Annotated in this window: 15 protein-coding genes; 8 read left to right on the forward strand and 7 right to left on the reverse strand. The window is 41.1% G+C overall.

Annotated elements, in window-relative coordinates; translation table 11 throughout:
* Positions 1-32: 32 nt before the first annotated feature.
* On the reverse strand, positions 33-1634 hold the full coding sequence (locus SFRI_RS19950) for an SLC13 family permease (protein ID WP_011639288.1): 1602 nt from the start codon (positions 1632-1634) through the stop codon (positions 33-35).
* A 325-nt stretch (positions 1635-1959) separates the two neighbouring features.
* Here SFRI_RS19950 and SFRI_RS19955 point away from each other — a divergent pair, with 325 nt between their 5' ends.
* From SFRI_RS19955 to SFRI_RS19980, 6 genes are all read left to right on the forward strand, one after another.
* A complete protein-coding gene (locus SFRI_RS19955; protein WP_011639289.1) occupies positions 1960-2595 on the forward strand; it encodes a hypothetical protein in 636 nt (211 codons plus the stop codon).
* A 57-nt stretch (positions 2596-2652) separates the two neighbouring features.
* Positions 2653-3123: a CYTH domain-containing protein gene (locus tag SFRI_RS19960; RefSeq protein WP_011639290.1), complete on the forward strand. Its 471-nt coding sequence runs from the start codon at positions 2653-2655 to the stop codon at positions 3121-3123.
* A 760-nt stretch (positions 3124-3883) separates the two neighbouring features.
* Positions 3884-5230: an OprO/OprP family phosphate-selective porin gene (locus tag SFRI_RS19965; RefSeq protein ID WP_011639291.1), complete on the forward strand. Its 1347-nt coding sequence runs from the start codon at positions 3884-3886 to the stop codon at positions 5228-5230.
* A 12-nt stretch (positions 5231-5242) separates the two neighbouring features.
* The gene (locus SFRI_RS19970) at positions 5243-6070 is read left to right on the forward strand and encodes a hypothetical protein (protein ID WP_011639292.1); all 828 of its coding nucleotides are present in this window, start codon (positions 5243-5245) and stop codon (positions 6068-6070) included.
* Between the two features lie 81 nt (positions 6071-6151).
* A complete protein-coding gene (locus tag SFRI_RS19975) occupies positions 6152-6820 on the forward strand; it encodes a DUF47 domain-containing protein (RefSeq protein ID WP_011639293.1) in 669 nt (222 codons plus the stop codon).
* A gap of 11 nt (positions 6821-6831) precedes the next feature.
* Complete coding sequence (locus SFRI_RS19980; RefSeq protein WP_011639294.1) at positions 6832-7875, forward strand: inorganic phosphate transporter; 1044 nt, start codon at positions 6832-6834, stop codon at positions 7873-7875.
* Between the two features lie 103 nt (positions 7876-7978).
* On the opposite strand, the gene SFRI_RS19985 is transcribed toward SFRI_RS19980, so the two are convergent.
* Genes SFRI_RS19985 through SFRI_RS20000 form a run of 4 tightly spaced genes read right to left on the reverse strand, consistent with a single transcriptional unit; the run spans position 7979 to position 13587 of the window.
* Entirely contained in the window at positions 7979-8284 is a 306-nt protein-coding gene (locus SFRI_RS19985) for a DUF3240 family protein (protein WP_011639295.1), read from the reverse strand.
* Entirely contained in the window at positions 8281-11334 is a 3054-nt protein-coding gene (locus SFRI_RS19990) for an efflux RND transporter permease subunit (protein WP_011639296.1), read from the reverse strand. Before SFRI_RS19990 ends, SFRI_RS19985 begins: the two co-directional genes overlap by 4 nt.
* Position 11335: 1 nt before the next feature.
* The gene (locus tag SFRI_RS19995) at positions 11336-12364 is read right to left on the reverse strand and encodes an efflux RND transporter periplasmic adaptor subunit (RefSeq protein ID WP_011639297.1); all 1029 of its coding nucleotides are present in this window, start codon (positions 12362-12364) and stop codon (positions 11336-11338) included.
* A complete protein-coding gene (locus tag SFRI_RS20000; protein WP_041413253.1) occupies positions 12361-13587 on the reverse strand; it encodes a TolC family protein in 1227 nt (408 codons plus the stop codon). The genes SFRI_RS19995 and SFRI_RS20000 overlap by 4 nt, the downstream gene beginning before the upstream one ends.
* 145 nt (positions 13588-13732) lie before the next feature.
* On the opposite strand from SFRI_RS20000, the gene SFRI_RS20005 reads away from it, so the two are divergent.
* Positions 13733-14257, forward strand: coding sequence for a helix-turn-helix transcriptional regulator (locus SFRI_RS20005; RefSeq protein ID WP_011639299.1), 525 nt, complete (start codon positions 13733-13735; stop codon positions 14255-14257).
* A 196-nt stretch (positions 14258-14453) separates the two neighbouring features.
* Here SFRI_RS20005 and SFRI_RS20010 read toward each other — a convergent pair whose 3' ends face one another.
* Positions 14454-15107, reverse strand: a complete 654-nt coding sequence (locus SFRI_RS20010) for a TetR/AcrR family transcriptional regulator (RefSeq protein WP_011639300.1) — start codon at positions 15105-15107, stop codon at positions 14454-14456.
* Between the two features lie 121 nt (positions 15108-15228).
* On the opposite strand from SFRI_RS20010, the gene SFRI_RS20015 reads away from it, so the two are divergent.
* Positions 15229-16095 carry a LysR family transcriptional regulator gene (locus tag SFRI_RS20015; protein ID WP_011639301.1) on the forward strand — a complete coding sequence of 289 codons (867 nt, stop codon included), beginning with the start codon at positions 15229-15231 and terminating at the stop codon, positions 16093-16095.
* Between the two features lie 90 nt (positions 16096-16185).
* Here the strand turns inward: SFRI_RS20015 and SFRI_RS20020 are convergent, their stop codons facing one another.
* Positions 16186-17487 carry an anaerobic C4-dicarboxylate transporter gene (locus SFRI_RS20020; RefSeq protein WP_011639302.1) on the reverse strand — a complete coding sequence of 434 codons (1302 nt, stop codon included), beginning with the start codon at positions 17485-17487 and terminating at the stop codon, positions 16186-16188.
* Between the last annotated feature and the right edge of the window lie 278 nt (positions 17488-17765).

Here is a 17765-nt window from a genome sequence, read left to right on the forward strand (position 1 = left end):
GTACTCAATACTATTGTCTTACGATTTGAAGGCTACCAAAACACCCCATTTGGGGTATAACCTAACCATCTAAACCACGTTTCACCCAATACGATGCATACCACCCAAGCAATAACTAGCATGGTAAATCCAAATTTAAACGTGTCACTTAAACTATAATGGTCGGTGGAATACAGCAGTAAAGCTGGCTTACTATTAAAAGGTAAAACATAAACATGCTCTATTTGGAGTGCTACAGGTAATGCCAAACTCATAATAGGAAAATCAAAACGCTGGGCGACCCCAATCGCGATGGGGATAAACAACATCGTTCGCATCGTTTTTGATTGAAATATCACCGAGCTAAACAACATTGCACCAGTTAACATTATATAGAAAACGCTGAAGGGTGTATTTTCATCTAAACCAAAATACTCTAGGCTAAAATTTACTGCCAGATTAGGTAAATCAGTTTGTTTGAATCCAGCCCCCAAGGTATACGCCCCCGCAGAAAAAAGTAATAAGTGCCATGGCACATCTACCTGGTTCCAGTTCACCACACCAACCCGAGGAAGCAAAGCCACAATGGCGCCAATAAATGCAACCGCGGTAGCACTGACACCGTGATATTTGTCGGTTGCCCAAAATATCAAAATAGTCACAAAAATCACAATAGATTTAATTTCGACAAATGATATTCGGCCCATTTTATTGAGCTCTTGCTGTAAACGGTCCATTCCTCCCTCAATTTGCGGTAAGCGTTCTTCGGGGGATAATGGGAAAAAAATCTTTGTCGCAACAAACCAACCAATAATGATCATGCAAATTACCACGGGCATCGAAATAATCATCCAGTCGGCAAAATAGAAACTACCACCAATAGCACCAGCAATTAAACTCGCAGCCAATAAATTCGCCCCTGAGCCTGTTACAAAAGCGCCAGCACATAAGTTAATTTGCAGTAGGTTTTGCAGCACTAAGTTGCGGCCAAAATTATTTTTATTGTCACCACCTCGAGCACCATACACCGCGGCTATCACCATAAAAATCGGCATGAGAATGGCGGCTTTTGCTGTGGTTGCAGAAATAAAGGCCGACAAAACCAAATTGATTAGCATAAAGCTGTAAAAAATGGGGGTTGCACTTGTCCCAAAACGACAGATAAACCATAACGCAAAGCGCTTAGCTACGCCTGTAGTCGCCAACATAGAAGCCAAGATAAACGATAAAATATTGAGCCACATTATCGGATGACCTAATTGCGCATATGCTACCTTTTCGGGTAATACTCCCGTTAGCACTAACGCAATAATCACCATCAATGACGTTAAATAATTCGGTATAGGCTCTGTTATCCAGAGAATAATGGCCGCACAGAAAATCGCAAACATTGCCTGACCATGCCAGCTAAACAACACTTCTCCAGCTTGGTCAAAATGTTCTGCCGCAGTTTTGCTTAGCATAGTGCTATCAATGTTAACTAAAAACGGCATAGGGTCGGCGGTGAGTAAAAATACAAATACGGCAAGTGCAATCCAAATCCCTATACGAGCTAACCATTGTTCAACGGTACTTTTATTTCGAATTGGCAGCTTTTCCATTCGATATTGATTCATATCCAGTGGGTCTGTCGCTAAAGGAGTTTCCTTGGTCATTTTGTTTACCTTTCGATGCAATGCGACTGCTGAATAAACATTACCCGTAAAAGTAGCAATGAAATTCGATCTAGATCAACGAAAGTACAAACTAGTTTTAATTAAATATTCACATAGAACGAACGACTTAAATTATGATTTAAATATTCCCATTAAAATCATTAGTTAATGACGAAAATCATTATTACACAAAACGATTGATGTAAGATTAGATTAAAACTTATCAATAACAACATTGATCTGGATCTTTTCTTTATCATCTCTTGGGAGTATTGTGACGGTTGAGCTTCATCCGAACACTACGACAGCATAAAAGGACTGACTCATGTCTGAATTAACCATCGGTGAAATATCTAAACCTCGTTTTGAATTTCGAACTTTCGGGCAAAACTTTACCGAAGCATCCTATCGTATGGCGCGCTTATCGGTACCCGTACCAGAAAAGCTTTGGTGCCGAGAAAGTGACGAAATTTATATCATCTCCAGCACGAATGATTTGAACAATACCAAAATTCGCGACGGTAAGATGGATATAAAATCCTATGTGCAAACGGTCAACGGCTTAGAACAATGGGCCCCTAAACTTAAAGCGGTATTTCCACTGAGTAAAACACGACTGATTGAAGAAATATTCCCCGCGTTTATGGTTGATTTACCCGCATTAACCCAAGACAGCTATTGTTTAGAAGACTTCCTCGTTGTTATCGAAAACCACCCAGACTTACAGGCAGTCAACATTCATAAACAGCGCTACGCCTATATGGTTAATGATACAATTTGCGAATTAGCGAACGTGCTCGTTAATGGCGCGCGAATTGTCAGTATCAACAGCGAATCAACTCAAATAGAAGATATACAAAAAACCATAAGTGATTTAAAGCTGACAGGAGTTGAAAATATCAATTACTTACAAGCGATAAAACGCGTTATTGGGATGAAAAACTTACCTCTCGCTAACTAACATTAATGAGTCCGACGGTAACTCAAGTTGGTTGGATAAATATTAAGGATTTGCATCATGGCTCAAGAAATCGAACGTAAATATTTAGTCAAAAGCGATTTATTTAAATCGCAGGCCGTTGGTTCGGTCCGTATCATTCAAGGCTATTTATCGAGTGTGCCTGAACGGACTGTCCGAGTTAGAGTAAAAGGTGATAAAGGTTTTTTAACCATTAAAGGTATTGGTAATGAGTCTGGGGCTTCCCGCTATGAATGGGAAAGTGAAATCTCAGTCGCTGAAGCACAGGATCTACTCAAAATTTGTGAGCCTGGTGTTATTGATAAAACACGCTACTTAGTCGAGTTTGAGAATCACACTTTCGAAGTTGATGAGTTTTACCAGCAAAATCAAGGTTTGGTGGTTGCAGAGGTAGAGCTTACTGATGAAGCACAAAAAGTACACAAGCCCAGCTGGTTAGGTAAAGAAGTCACGGGTGACAGACGCTATTACAACTCAATGCTAATGAAGCAGCCTTTTACCTCTTGGTAATTGAACGGATAATTTGAACTGATAATTTGAACTGATAAATTGAAGCCTGCGCAGGTAAAGCATGCTTCATTTCCCTCAATCTATTTGCTCACCATGATAACAACATCAAACGACGGCATTAGTTCGTCACATCAACAACAAAATACCCCCCATTGATTCAATAGCCTATAAAACAGATTGTTAATGACATCTTTAATTTATCTCATCATAAAAATGAATGGGATAAATCATAATACCTCGCCGTTTTAATGCAACATTCATTTATTTAAAATCCATCTTTAAAAAATTAAGTTCTTATATAAACAGACACAAAGTACAACAAAAGCATTACTTAACCCATCAAACCTTTGTCAAAATTGTTTTAAAAATGAACTAAGCATCAATTTATCGATATACATAACGTGTCAATTATTCGATTACAAGATGACCAGAACCACATTTAAGCACAATCTACTCGACAATATAAAATAGACATTAAAAAATAATTGAATTAGTCACTTACATTAAAACACATTGTTCCAGCCTTCTTATCTTTTACTGATAATACCATTAAGTTACATTTCTACTTTTTTCTACAAAAATTCTTGTTAACCAACCAGAAACGACAAACAAACAAAAAAGAAGCAAATTGTAAGATTTAGTCAAGATTAGTTGATGGCGATCATATTTTGATCACAATAATAGTCATATTCTTAAACAACTAGATTGAGTGGATTTAACATTTCGTTAAATAATAATAAATATTCAAAGGATGACTATTATGACTACCAAAACAGTATTCTCTATCTCCAGTGTTGCGCTGGCAATTTCAGTTGCGCTTTTGTGTTTTCCCTCAAATGCAATGGCGGCTGATTCTGACAAAATCATCGAACTAGAGCGGCGATTAGATGCCCTTGAAAAAGAGTTAATTGAAGCAAAGGATGCGGCAAATAAAGTAGACCGAATTAAGTTTTCAAAAAGCAGTCCAACCCCAGAATTAATATCTAAAGATGGCAGTTCTACCCTTGAATTTACCGGTCGTTTTCAAGCTGATTATGTCAGTGCTGATGAACTGTACACGGGTAACAAATTCACTTATGAAGATAAATTTAACGATGCTAGCTTACGTCGTATCCGTTTTGGTATTGAAGGTTATTTTTCAAATGTATGGAAATATGCTCTCGAATTTGATTTTGACGGTGAATCGGACGTTGAAATAAAAGATGCCAATGTGAGCTATAGAGGCTGGGACAATAATGAGTTAACCATTGGCTTTCAAAAATTTGGCTTTGGATTAGAAGCGACCGGAAGCTCAAAAAACTTGGCGTTTTTAGAACGAGCATCAACGGATACATTCTCTCCAGAGCGAGGCATCGGTATTGAGTGGGGTTATATTGCCAACTATTATAATTTCAAAATTGGCTATGGTATGAATGCCGGATTCGACGATGACGACAAAAATTTCCAACAAGATATTTTCAATGCAAGATTCACCGCAGCCCCCATCAATAATAATGTCCACCTGTTACATTTAGGCGCAAGTGCGCTTTACACCTTAAACAATGATGAAGTATTAGAAACACGTTACCGTGCTCGCCCAAGCAGCAAGCCAGCAGGTCGAATTATCGACACTGGCAAATTTGATGCAGACTCAACCCAACATTATGGTATTGAAGCGGCTTATCAACGTAATAATCTGCTCTTGCAAGCCGAGTACATGATCGCAAAAGCTGACCAAGTCGATGACCCAACAATTACTGTCGATAGCTATTATGCTCAAGCCGTGTACACCTTAACCGGTGAAAGCTGGCAATACAGTAACAAAAAAGGCACCTTTAAAGCGATCAGCCCTGCAAGTGCCATTTCTGCTGGAGGTTACGGAGCTTGGGAACTTGCAGTTAGGTATGACCACGCAAACTTTGATGATACTGACTCAGATATTATCGGCGGCAAAAAAACAGACTATATCCTAGGTGTAAATTGGTATTTAGAAAATAACCTAAAAACTCAACTTAACTATGTCCATACCAAAGCAGATTATAAAGAAGCTTATGTCGACATTGATGGTGTAACGCGATACGACCAAGATGGAAATATCATCCAAGCTCGTGTGCAGTTTGCTTTTTAGGAGATAGTGAAAATGAAGACTCATTTACTTGTTATCGGCTTAGTTAGTTTATGCCTCCATAGCGGTGCTTATGCACTTTCACCGAACCAATTTACGTCTTTGGAATACCACGTCAATACTGGAGTGGCTAGCACATTACCTTATGCTGCAGATCAACTGACGCCTGATTTTACAAATGCATTTAGTTTTATCACTCTCGAAGAGGAATTAAGCATAAAACTGGTCACATTTATTGATACGCCTAATCGTGATTTTAATGCTAAACACATTAATATTCGAGTTAGAGAAAATGTGACTACACCACGTAAAAGCAAAATCACCATAAAATTACGTGCCGATAACCCTCAAGCGTTCGGCGAACTGAGTGGTTACAAAAAGGCTGAAGTCGACTATACAGAGGGTAATGCAGCTTATAGCGTCAGTTACGATCTGCCCTATTCTCCCAATGACATCGACATACAGCACGTTAATATCGCTACGGTATTTGACATCATAAAACGCAATCAAGCGATGTGGGACATTGTCAGTGATATATACAATCAACATAAGCAAGATTTGATTCAAACCGTGGTGATGCGAACTCATGGTTGGGACGGATTTGTTAAAGATAAGCGTTTTAACGATATTGAAATGGAGTTCCAAATTTGGACCCCTTACTACCGTAAACCTCGGATAACTTTCGCTGAGTTTTCATTTAAAGGTAGCGATGGTGATAAAGCGCGACTGGATGAAGCATATCAATACATTAATCAACAAGTTAAGGCTGTTGGGTTTGATTCTAGCCATCAAGGGTCTAAAACTAACTCTACTTTCACCATTACAGAAGCATTTAATCAATAGCGTTCCTCTGTAGGTCAAATAACGAATCCGTTCATTTGACCTACGTTTCGGCTTCCTTCCCATACTGTTAAGGAGATGCCAATGTTTGGTTTTTCTCGAATCACCACACTTCTCTCGCAAAGTCGCTCGACTGAAACTAAGGTCTATTTATTTTTTGACCAAGTCACATTGTCACATCATAAATCAGTGCAAATGTGGAAAAGTTACTTCGCATATGGCCCTAGAAGCCCTGAATTTGAGCATACGCTAAATGAACTGCAGTCAATTGAGCATCAAGCTGATTTATTGAAAAGAGAAATCGAGCAGATTCTCTATCTTAAAACCCTGATCCCAGACTTACGATCTGATGTGGCTTCATTAATAAACCTTGCCGATCGGCTTATCAATAAGCAGGACATCATAGGGTTGCACCTAAAAATTGAGCAACCGATTATTCCGCCAGAAATTGAAGAAGATTTGTTCAGGTTATTGAAGGCGGTAGGTGAAACTATCGATCACACAGTGTTATGCGCTCGCAGTTTTTTTACCGATTTACAACGGGTACAGGAATACCACACAAAGGTTATCGCTTTTGAAAGCGAAGCCGACCGGCTCTGTACCAAAACAAAAATAAACCTATTTGACACTGACTTAGACCTCATCAATAAAGTTCAGCTACGATATTTTATTGACCGTATTGACGAAGTTGCCAATTTATCTGAAGACATCTGTGATCGTATTGCAATCTTCACTCTGAAACGTGCGCAATAAGGAACGGATGCATGGATATTGCAATTTGGATTTTTCTTTCAAGTGGCTTGTTTCTTGGTTGGTCATTAGGCGCTAATGATGCTGCCAATGTTTTTGGCACTGCGGTTGGGGCCAAAATGCTCAAATTTTCAACTGCGGCGATTATTTGTTCCATTATGCTTATTTTAGGCTCGGTCATTAGTGGCGCGGGGGCATCTCATACGTTGGGCGCATTAGGCAAAGTATCGGCCATGGGTGGTGCATTTACTGTCGCACTGTCCGCTGCAACAACTGTGTATTTTATGACAAAATCCGGATTGCCGGTATCAACTAGCCAAGCCATTGTTGGCGCCATTATTGGTTGGAATTTATTTAGCGACATGGCAACAGACTCAAGCGTACTTACAAAAATTTTAACCACTTGGGTTCTGTGCCCTATTCTTGCCGCAGTGGTGGCGATTATCTTGTATAAGTGTGTCACATTTTTGCTGCACACACTCAGGCCAGGACTATTTCAACTAGATAATTGGACTCGCATTGGATTAATTTTTGCGGGGGCGTTTGGTTCATACAGTTTAGGCGCAAATAATATTGCGAATGTGATGGGGGTGTTTGTTCCGAGTACGCCGCTAGATCCACTGCATATTGCAGGGGTAGAATTTAGCGCTTCAATGCAATTATTTTTTATTGGGGCGATTGCGATTAGTGTTGGTGTATTCACCTACTCTAAAAAAGTCATGCTCACTGTGGGAGATAATTTAATCACCATGACCCCAATCAGCGCTTGGGTTGTTGTTATGGCTCACTCAACTGTGCTGTTCATCTTTTCCTCGCAATCACTTTCAGATGCGTTTACCAATATAGGCTTACCTTCTATTCCACTTGTTCCAGTTTCAAGTTCGCAAGCCCTTATTGGGGCGGTCATTGGCATTGCCATATTAAAACGTTTACCAGTGCAATTGGGGGTATTACTTAAAATTTTAATGGGTTGGGTTGTAACACCCATTATGTCGGCTATCTCGTGTTTCATCGGTCTGTTTATTGTGCAAAACCTGTTTAATCAAGTCGTGGTGTAACTCTATTAAGCCAGCAAAGCTTAGTCCTATAGTCTAGTTAACCTATCGAACTTAACCTATCGCTTAATATATCGTTTAATATTAATCACTTAACATATAATCGTTAACATAGGGTGCCGGTTTGATCGATAGGCATAATCCAGTAGCGACAAGGATTATGCTTGCAGACTAACGCGAGCGCTTCAAGAAGTGCCGTCTGCTGAGCTTGAGGGTGCATAATTTCAAACTTGTAAAATTCCCTATAGCCCTCGACTTGCTCCTTGATATTGAAATGACTGTGTTCGCGACTAAATCCACAGATATCACCGAGGCTAAAGCCTGACAAAAAATCCAGTTCAATCAAGGTATCAACGATGTCATCCTTAACATCATTTTGGGCAATCAACACTAAGAGTTGCTCTGTGCTCATTTACGTTTCTCCAGCCAGAAATACAAAATTGGCAGCAAGTAAAGCGTGGTAATCGTTGAGGTAAGTAAACCACCGATAACCACTATGGCTAACGGTTTTTGAATTTCAGCGCCAGGGCCTGTGGCAAACACCAGTGGCATAAGGCCAAACATCGCCGTGGTGGCCGTCATTAAAATAGGTCGTAAACGACGTACGGCGCCTTGTTCAATTCTTTCCAAAAGGCTACTGAACATATGCTTAGTTTGCTCGTAATAGCTCACCATCACCACACCGTTAAGCACGGCAACACCTAGCAGAGCGATGAAACCTACTGATGCAGGTACAGATAAATACTCACCCGACAGATATAAACTGACGATACCGCCCATCATGGCAAAAGGCACGTTGGCGAGGATCAACCCAGCTTTGGCGAGTGAGCCAAACGTAGTAAATAAAATCAACGTGATGAGCGCTATGGCAATAGGAATAACCAGCAGCAGATTGTTAGTAGCACGTTGTTGATTTTCAAACTCACCACCAAAATTGACGCTATAACCACTGGGTAATTGAACCTCATTAGTAATTTTTGCATTCAGTTCTTCAACAAATCCAACAATGTCACGGCCATTAACATTGGTCGTAATAACAGAGAAACGATTGCCTTGTTCACGCTCAATAAGAATGGGACCTTTTTTGTAACTTAGCTTGGCCACATCAGTAACCCGTTTAAGGCTATGATCAGGCATCACTAATAATTGGTTTTGCAGCTCATTAATACTGCTTAAGCTGCTTGGGTTACTGGCAATCAGCACTGGGGTACGTTTTTTGCCTTGTAACACTTCGGTCACTATCACGCCTTCGAGTTGGCTCTTGAGATAACGGGCAAACTCCATGGTACTCATACCAAAGCCTCGTGCTATTTCATTATCTAGGGTGAGGTTAATAAAGGAGCTACCTTCAATCATCGACATTTTCACGTCGACACTCCCTTGAGTGGTATTCACAAGCTGCTGAATTTGACTGGTCAAGTTGCCTAACGTCTCAATATCGTTACCAAAGACTTTTATCGCGACATCACCAATGCTGCCTGTCAGCATTTCGGATACTCTCATTTGAATGGGTTGAGTAAAGTTAAAGTTAACCCCTGGATAGTCCACGAGTACGGCTCTAATCGCTTCTATCAGTTGTTGTTTATTGGCAAAACGCCACTCGCTACGAGGGATAAGCTCCAAAAAAACATCGGTTTCGTTTAGCCCCATTGGGTCTAAGCCAATTTCATCGGCGCCAGTACGCGCCACGATTTGTTTTATTTCAGGTACTTGTGCCAACAGAGTTTGTTCAATTTGCTTATCAATGGCAATCGATGCATTCAGAGAAATCGACGGTGACTTCTCTAACTGTAAAATAATGTCTCCTTCATCTAACGTCGGCATGAAGGTTTTACCAACAAAACTAAACAGCCCAAAACTAACAATCAACAAGCTTAACGCGATAACAATAAAGTGTTTTTGATAAACAAATATTGCTTTAAGGCTGCTAAGGTATACCCGCTTGAGCTTTTCGATTGCTTTTGGTTCTTTGGCCGCCTTTTCATTGACTAAATAAGACGCCATTACAGGAATAACAGTCAGTGATAACACCAGAGCGGACAGCATCGCAAATACAATAGTGACCGCCACGGGAGTGAAAAGCTTACCTTCGAGCCCAGTTAAGGTCAGCAATGGCGAAAATACGATCATCACAATAGCTGTACCTGATACCACGGGAATGGCGACATCTTTCGTGGCTCGAAAAATGAGATGAAGTCGTGGCAATCGTTGTTTGGTCGCAATAAGGTTAACCATATTTTCGACCACCACCACCGAGGAGTCCACTAACATACCGATGGCGATAACTAAGCCGCCTAAACTCATCAAGTTCGCAGATAAATTGAAAAAATCCATCATTAAAAAGGTCATCAAGGCAGCGAGAGGCAAAGAAAGAGAAACCACTAACGCAGCACGCACATTGCCTAAAAACAATGCCAGTAGCACGATCACTAATACCACCGCTTCAAATAGTGCATTAGAAATGGTCCCGATTGCAGTATTAATCAAATTCGCCCGATCGTAAAAGGTATTGATTTGACTGCCCTTTGGCAAAGTCAGGCTGATTTGTTCAATCTTTTGTTTAATATTTTTAACCACCTGATCCGTATTGGCATCTTTTAACGCGATGATTAATCCTTCTGCCGTTTCGTGACCATCTTTAGTCACGGCACCATAACGGGCTAAGTGACCAATCTGAATATCAGCCAAATCATTCAAACGATAAACCTTGGCATCATCAGCCTTTATCACTAACTGTCGTAACTCATCAATGTCGTCGATACGGCCTTCGGCGCGGACGATAATAGTGTCAGTACCAATGGTCAGTTTACCTGCACCCTCATTATGATTATTCTCGACAATAGCCTGTTGCAAAGCCGCAAAACTAATGCCCGCCGCAGACATAGCTGCAGGATTTGGATTGATGCTAAAGCTTTTGGCATAACCGCCTAAAATATTGACATCTGCCACGCCCACAACGGTGCGTAATAGAGGACGAATTTCCCACTCTAATAACTGTCGCCTTTCCATCAATGACAGATTAGGGTTTTCCAAAGTGAACATAAAAATTTCACTCAGCGGTGTACTCATCGGCGCTACACCACCAGTAACCCCTTCAGGAAAACTCCCCCACACAGCAGAAATGCGCTCGCTAACTTGCTGACGAGCCCAATAGATGTCGGTGCCCTCAACAAAGTCTAAGGTGATGTCGCTGATGGCATATTTAGTGGTAGAGCGCAGAATCGCTTGATTGGGAATGCCTAACAGCTCAGTTTCAATCGGCACCGTAATCTGCGCTTCGATTTCTTCAGGTGTCATCCCCGGCGCTTTTAAGATGATTTTCACTTGTGTTGGCGAAATATCAGGAAAGGCATCTAATGGAATGGAATACCAAGAACGAACACCGGCTAACATTAGAAACAGCGCCACAATTAACACAAATAAACGCTGAGTAAGCGAAAATCGGATCACCGATGTCAGCATATTATTCGCCTCCTAAGCCAAGTAATATCCCTTTAACTGCCGCTACCGATTCCGCTAACACCTCAATTTTACTGAGGTCTTGGTCACTGGCAACAATGTATTGCTCTGGTGTAGAACCTAAAATATCAATCGTGAGGGACGTCAATGTCTCGCCTGTTTTGGTCAATATTTGGCTGTCTTGGTCCCAACTAAACACACTATTTTTTGGCAACATATACACAGATTTTTGATACTCAGGAATGACGGTAAGTTGCTGACCTAAGAGTAAGTTACACTCCTTTGGCACAGGCAATGACCATGCAGTAACAAATGCGCCATCTGCGATTGCCGAAATGGAATCGATGGCAATATGACATTGGTTAATGTTCACTGCAGAAAGTGATAAAGACTGACTCATCGGCACATTAACTTTGACACGCACACTGTCGCTGGGCACCAATGAAAAAAGCTGCGATCCCGTCATATATGGGCCACTAAGTAAGTTGAATTTCACCATGCCTGCCATTGGGGTACTGACAATAAAAGAGTCGGTTGCAGCATCGGTACTTAGCACAATCTCCATGAAATGATGCATATGCTCGTATTCTAGATAACTGGCAAAATAGTCTTGGCTTATCTCGCGCCACTTATCAGCACTAATGCTGCCATTTTTGAATAAGGATTTATTACGTTCATAACGAGTGTTGGCCAGTTGATACAAATTGCTCGCAGCCTCGACTTGGGCGAGGTAATGAAACACTTCAGGACCCGTTAACCTAACAATCGCCTGGCCTTTGCTGACCATTTGTCCTTGAGTGACCAAAAAACTGACTTGCTGAATATTTTCCGGAGTACTGACCCAATATTCGCTACCGGGTAACATGCTAATGTGTGCCGGTAATGCACTGCCTTCGTAGCTGGCTACTTTTTGCGGCTGCGCATAGCTAAGCTGAATATTTCCTAATGACTTGATATCAATAGATTCTGCCTGAGCTAGGCTGAAAATACTGGCAAATAAACAACTGAGGCATACGCCGTATTTGACCATCATAATGAGATACCTAAAGCTTGAAGTTGCTGGGAATGAAGTTGCTGTTGCATGACCAAATTAATGGCCAAACGTGACTCAGTATCGAGGGCGTCCATATATCGGCGCAGCCACACCTCATAACTGACTTGGCTTTGATCTTTTACTTTGGCAAGTTCTTCGGTAATGGTGCGACTAAGCGATAATGCACGGGTGAGTAAAGCTTGTTGATCGAGCAGATTGTGTTGTTGCTGACGCAATATCTTAAGCTGGTTGGTTAGCTCCAAATAAGTGCGATCGCGATTAATCATTTGTTCGGCATGGGATTGCTGCCATCCAGACAATTCGCTTTGTGATAACGCCGAACCAAACGTGATAGGCACTGTGATACCAATACCCAATTGCTTATCATCAACGATACCATCTGAAGTATTTTTGGCGGTTAATGACACTGTCCACGGGTCTTGTTCGCCAGCTTGTTGGCTGTTAATTATCAGCATTTGTTGTTGCTGTTGCAGTTGCTGTAATTGCCATAATGGATGTTGTGTCAGATCATTTTCTGTCTGAGAAGTACCCACTAATGGACGGGCAGTTTCGGCAATATCCTGCGGTATATCTGTTTGGCCAGTGAGTTGAGTAAATAAGGTCATCGCTTCATTTTTTGACTGAATAATGGTTATTTTATCAAGGTCAATGTCGATTAATTCTCGTTCCAGCAATAAAAAATTGGCAATGGGCAACTCTCCAATCTCAGCCAATTGTTTTTGTTGGGCGTACAATTTATTGAGTAATGTTGCTTTACGTATAAGCTGAGAAAGCTTTACCGAGGCTAAACGTTGATCCCACAAACTTTGTCTTAGTAAGCCCGATAGATACAAACCTTGTAAGGCTCGTTGTTGATCCACTATGGCTTGCGTGAATTGCTTTAGCTGTTTATCGCTTGTATATAAACTCGGTGATTTTATGGGCAAATTAAGTGAAAGTTCTTGCTCATGAATGTTACTATTATCGATGCTACCGAGGTGCTTTATACTGATATTGGGTAATCCGTTAAGCCACGTCGAACTGGTGAAATTTGCTTCATTGCTTAAGGGGCGATTACTCGTTTGGGTAGGATTATTTAATAGGACCTGGCTCATGTTGAGTAGCTGTGCCAACTCAGTATTTTCAGCAGCATGGCCAAGGCCAATACTACAGATAAACACTGCCAACAAACCTATATTGATACCAAACTGATTTTTAAACATAAGACGTTTCTTTGAATAATACAGTATGTCTTTATTGTCGGAGTTAGCAGCCTGAAAATCGTCGGGTATATGTATCATAAAAGGCTCTATGGTACGGATGCCCTATAAATTAATTGATTGATATTACGTTTATTTAGGAGTTTTCATGAAGGATGTTGTCATTATCTCTTTGCTGGGATTAAACATGTTGTTTAAACTTTTTGACATCATCGCCGACACCCAATTGGGCGTTCCAGAATTGCACATACTGCAAGAAAGCATACTGGTGTTGTTAACTGCTATTGGAACAATCTATTTGAGTTATGATTTAATTCGTCGCTCACGCGAAACAAAAAAATTAGCCAAACAGCTCATCAATGCAGATAAAAAAATCGACAATATGTCGAGCCATATGCGCTCTGCAAGACAAGAATACAGTAAAGCCGTGTCGACCCAATTTCATACTTGGAGCTTTACCAAAAGCGAACAACAAGTGGCATTTTTATTGTTAAAAGGCCTTAGCTTTAAAGAGATTGCCGAAGTACGTCAAACCAAAGAAAAAACAGTAAGACAACAAGCTTCATCCATTTACGGTAAAGCGACAGTCGACGGGCGACACACTTTTTGTGCTTGGTTTATGGAAGATTTCATTCAAGAACATGACCAAGACTTGGTCAATAACTATCAATAACTATCAAGTAAAAAGCATAAGCTTCATGCTTACAAACAGCATCCTATAATACTTAGATTATACGATGCTGCCAGATGATAAAACTTGGTATGACTCTGGCCTGATTCTGGCATTTTAGGCGCTAGAGCAATATGTGCCTTTTACCTTGAAAACATCGTTCTAACGCTAAATAACCTTATGAGATAAAGGATGATTATTACCCAGCAACTAACGTTTTTTCTGTCTGTTTTTCAGCTAACCACTGCAAAAAGACCTTAATGTTAGGGGGCCGCTTTTGTGAATGCCCCATAAGTTGTGTCATGGCAAAACTATGTTGATAGTACATTTCTGCATAGTTGTAATGTTTTTGCGCATCATCGCTATTGATCATCGCACCGCGTAAATAGTCACACAGTAACTCACTGCGGTTAAAGCCACTGACCTCACCAATTTCCATTAAGGTTTGTGCATTCCACTGCTGATATTGCTCAAGAACCCGCTCAAAGCGCTCACGATAGTAATCACTAGCTTGTGATAAAATGGCTTCGTTAGGAACCACTCGGGCAATGACAAATGCTTGCTCAGACAAAATACGATACAAACGCTGGCAATGATGAAAAATAAACCGTAAATAAGGGTCGCTATACTGTTGATTGTCTTGTTCAGCTTGCATCAGCCAATGGCGATAATCTGCACAGGCAACGGCAATAATTAAGTCTGCTTCTGAAGTAAAGTGATTGTAGATTGTGCCTTTGGATATCTGGCTAGCTTGAACTAAATGCGAGCGGCACAAATCAAAGGTTTTACGCCCCTTTAAACAACGTTGTGATACTTCTATCAGATAGTTGCCACGTTGTTCCCAGCTGCTCATTTCGGGCCTCATCTTATTTGGGTTAATAAAGCGTTAACAGTTCACATTTACACTATAGCAAGCTTTGTGGATACCCTTTATTGAGTAATACTGATACCACTATGAACTTATTCAATAGCCCATGTTAAAAATAGAATTACTTGAAAGTTTTATTGCTGTTGCTGAATGTGGCAACTTGTCTAAAGCAGCCGATAAAATTTGCCGAACCCAATCAACACTGAGCCTACAAGTTAAAAAACTTGAAGAAAGTGTCGGCCAAACCTTGCTGATTAGAGACAACAAAGGCGTCACCTTGACCGAGTCTGGTGAAACGCTGCTTAACTACGCCTATAAAATGATGCAACTTAATTCGCAAGCTATTGATGAGTTAAAAGATTGTCAAAATCGTGAAGTGATCCGCCTTGGTGTACCCACCGATTTTATAAAATGTTACTTAAGCAGCTGCTTGTTAGAATTTATCCGTGAATTTACGAGCATAGAGCTTGTTATCGACACCGACGTAAGTGGCAATTTATACAAACGCTTACACCAAGGGGAATTTGACGTCATTGTGGCAACCCATTGGCAAGTACCTACGAACGGCGAGTTACTCTTCACACGTCGTTTTAAATGGGTTTCGGCGGTCGAAGGCAATGCGCATAAGCGCAAAACGATTCCGATGGGATTATACCCAGAAAATTGTCCGATTAGAGCGCAAGTGTTTGCTAACCATCGACTCTCAATGCGACCTATTAATGTGTTGCTGTCGACTCCATCACCACAAGCCTTGTGCATGGCTGTTGAGAATGACTTAGTGATTGCGCCAATAGCCGAATTTAGAATCACTGACCAAATGCAGGTGCTAGACCCGATTGAACATGGATTACCTATACTGCCCATGTTTAATGAATCGCTTTATCTCAACCCAGATACACAAACCTACGCTACGTTGCAGCTGATTAATTTGATTAAAGCCAATGTCGAGCACAAGGGCTATCAACTCGACTAGCCGTTCTCATGCCAACCACTCTGCCTGCTCTACTATCTACATATCTACATATCTACATATCTACATATCTACTATCGTTTCTAATGTGACTTACAACATTAGGCTGCCAAACAAAAAGGCCAATAACACGCTCGATGTAATTGTCACTACACCAGGGATCAAAAATGGGTGGTTAAAAACCGCCTTGCCAATCCGCGTTGAGCCAGTGTCGTCCATCTCTACTGCAGCCAACAACGTTGGGTAAGTAGGTAATACAAATAACGCGCTAACCGCTGCAAATGACGCTATAGCCGTTAATGGACTCACCCCAATTGCTAATGCAGCTGGCATTAATGCTTTAGTGGTCGCACCTTGTGAATACAATAACATTGAGGCAAAAAATAACGCTACCGATAACAGCCAAGGCTGACTTTGAAGTAAGGTCCCAGCAACGTCTTTAATTTCGTCAATATGGTTAGACACAAAAGTGTCACCCAACCAAGCTACACCTAACACACAAATACACGCCGACATACCTGACTTAAAGGTCGAAGCATTAGAAATCTTGCTGGCATCTAAACGGCAAAACCACGTTATTGCTGCAGCGGCAGATAGCATAAACAACATAATCGCTACATCGCGTGACAGTACTGGGTGCGTAATTAAGCCGACCTTGTCAGAGATTGCGGTGGCGTAAGACATCACCGCTACTATCGCAATTAAGAATATGCCTACCGATCGCTTAGCGCCCGGTAATAACGTTACTTGAGTTTCACCACGGGTTTTCACCAATCCACTGGCTAAACGCTGCTTATAAATAGGATCTTGTGCTAGCGGCTTGCCGAGCATAGACGCAACTGCAGCGCCAATTAAACAAGCAATAAACGTCGATGGAATACACACAGCCAATAACACTAAGTAATCCACACCAAAGGGTTCTAAAATACCCGAAAAAAACACCACAGCGGCAGAAATGGGTGATGCTGTAATGGCAACTTGTGAGGCGACAACTGCGATAGATAGAGGCCGAGATGGACGAATACCTTGCTCTTTAGCCACTTCAGCAATCACAGGCAGCGTCGAAAATGCTGTATGACCAGTACCTGCAAATAAAGTCATAAAATACGTGACGATAGGTGCTAAAAACGTAATATGCTTAGGGTGCTTACGCAGCAATTTTTCTGCAATAGACACCAAATAGTCCATGCCACCCGCTTCTTGCATCGCGGCGATGGCGGTAATCACCGACATAATAATCAGCATCACATCGATGGGAATAGCACCTGGCGTTAGCCCTAATCCAACGGTAAGAATTAATACCCCTACACCTCCAGCAAAACCTATCCCGATGCTGCCCATTCTTGCGCCGATATAAATTGCCCCGAGCACAATAATTATTTCTAAAATCATCATAATGTTAACTCTGTTTAAAACCTAAATGTCTTGAATGAAATAGCAGGGATTACTGCTTTAGAGATCGTGATAGTACTCTGTTGAGATTTTACGAATGTAGACGTGGATCAATTAACGCTACGCAAAGGCATAAGAGGGGTTTTATCAGCAGCTTTATTAACCATTTTGTTGTTACAGGTGTTATAAAAGTCAGCGATTACTCCAAGTGGAAATAAAAAAATGCCAATCAATGATTGGCATTTAAAAGGAGATAAAAGTGAAACGTAACTATCTAACGA

The sequence above is a fragment of the Shewanella frigidimarina NCIMB 400 genome (assembly GCF_000014705.1).
GTDB lineage: Bacteria > Pseudomonadota > Gammaproteobacteria > Enterobacterales > Shewanellaceae > Shewanella > Shewanella frigidimarina.

What these genes read in the sequence shown, in the direction of transcription:
- SFRI_RS19950 (WP_011639288.1), bottom strand. Translation starts at nt 1,634, where the DNA reads ATGACCAAGGAAACTCCTTTAGCGACAGACCCACTGGATATGAATCAA.
- SFRI_RS19955 (WP_011639289.1), top strand. Translation starts at nt 1,960, where the DNA reads ATGTCTGAATTAACCATCGGTGAAATATCTAAACCTCGTTTTGAATTT.
- SFRI_RS19960 (WP_011639290.1), top strand. Translation starts at nt 2,653, where the DNA reads ATGGCTCAAGAAATCGAACGTAAATATTTAGTCAAAAGCGATTTATTT.
- SFRI_RS19965 (WP_011639291.1), top strand. Translation starts at nt 3,884, where the DNA reads ATGACTACCAAAACAGTATTCTCTATCTCCAGTGTTGCGCTGGCAATT.
- SFRI_RS19970 (WP_011639292.1), top strand. Translation starts at nt 5,243, where the DNA reads ATGAAGACTCATTTACTTGTTATCGGCTTAGTTAGTTTATGCCTCCAT.
- SFRI_RS19975 (WP_011639293.1), top strand. Translation starts at nt 6,152, where the DNA reads ATGTTTGGTTTTTCTCGAATCACCACACTTCTCTCGCAAAGTCGCTCG.
- SFRI_RS19980 (WP_011639294.1), top strand. Translation starts at nt 6,832, where the DNA reads ATGGATATTGCAATTTGGATTTTTCTTTCAAGTGGCTTGTTTCTTGGT.
- SFRI_RS19985 (WP_011639295.1), bottom strand. Translation starts at nt 8,284, where the DNA reads ATGAGCACAGAGCAACTCTTAGTGTTGATTGCCCAAAATGATGTTAAG.
- SFRI_RS19990 (WP_011639296.1), bottom strand. Translation starts at nt 11,334, where the DNA reads ATGCTGACATCGGTGATCCGATTTTCGCTTACTCAGCGTTTATTTGTG.
- SFRI_RS19995 (WP_011639297.1), bottom strand. Translation starts at nt 12,364, where the DNA reads ATGATGGTCAAATACGGCGTATGCCTCAGTTGTTTATTTGCCAGTATT.
- SFRI_RS20000 (WP_041413253.1), bottom strand. Translation starts at nt 13,587, where the DNA reads ATGTTTAAAAATCAGTTTGGTATCAATATAGGTTTGTTGGCAGTGTTT.
- SFRI_RS20005 (WP_011639299.1), top strand. Translation starts at nt 13,733, where the DNA reads ATGAAGGATGTTGTCATTATCTCTTTGCTGGGATTAAACATGTTGTTT.
- SFRI_RS20010 (WP_011639300.1), bottom strand. Translation starts at nt 15,107, where the DNA reads ATGAGCAGCTGGGAACAACGTGGCAACTATCTGATAGAAGTATCACAA.
- SFRI_RS20015 (WP_011639301.1), top strand. Translation starts at nt 15,229, where the DNA reads ATGTTAAAAATAGAATTACTTGAAAGTTTTATTGCTGTTGCTGAATGT.
- SFRI_RS20020 (WP_011639302.1), bottom strand. Translation starts at nt 17,487, where the DNA reads ATGATGATTTTAGAAATAATTATTGTGCTCGGGGCAATTTATATCGGC.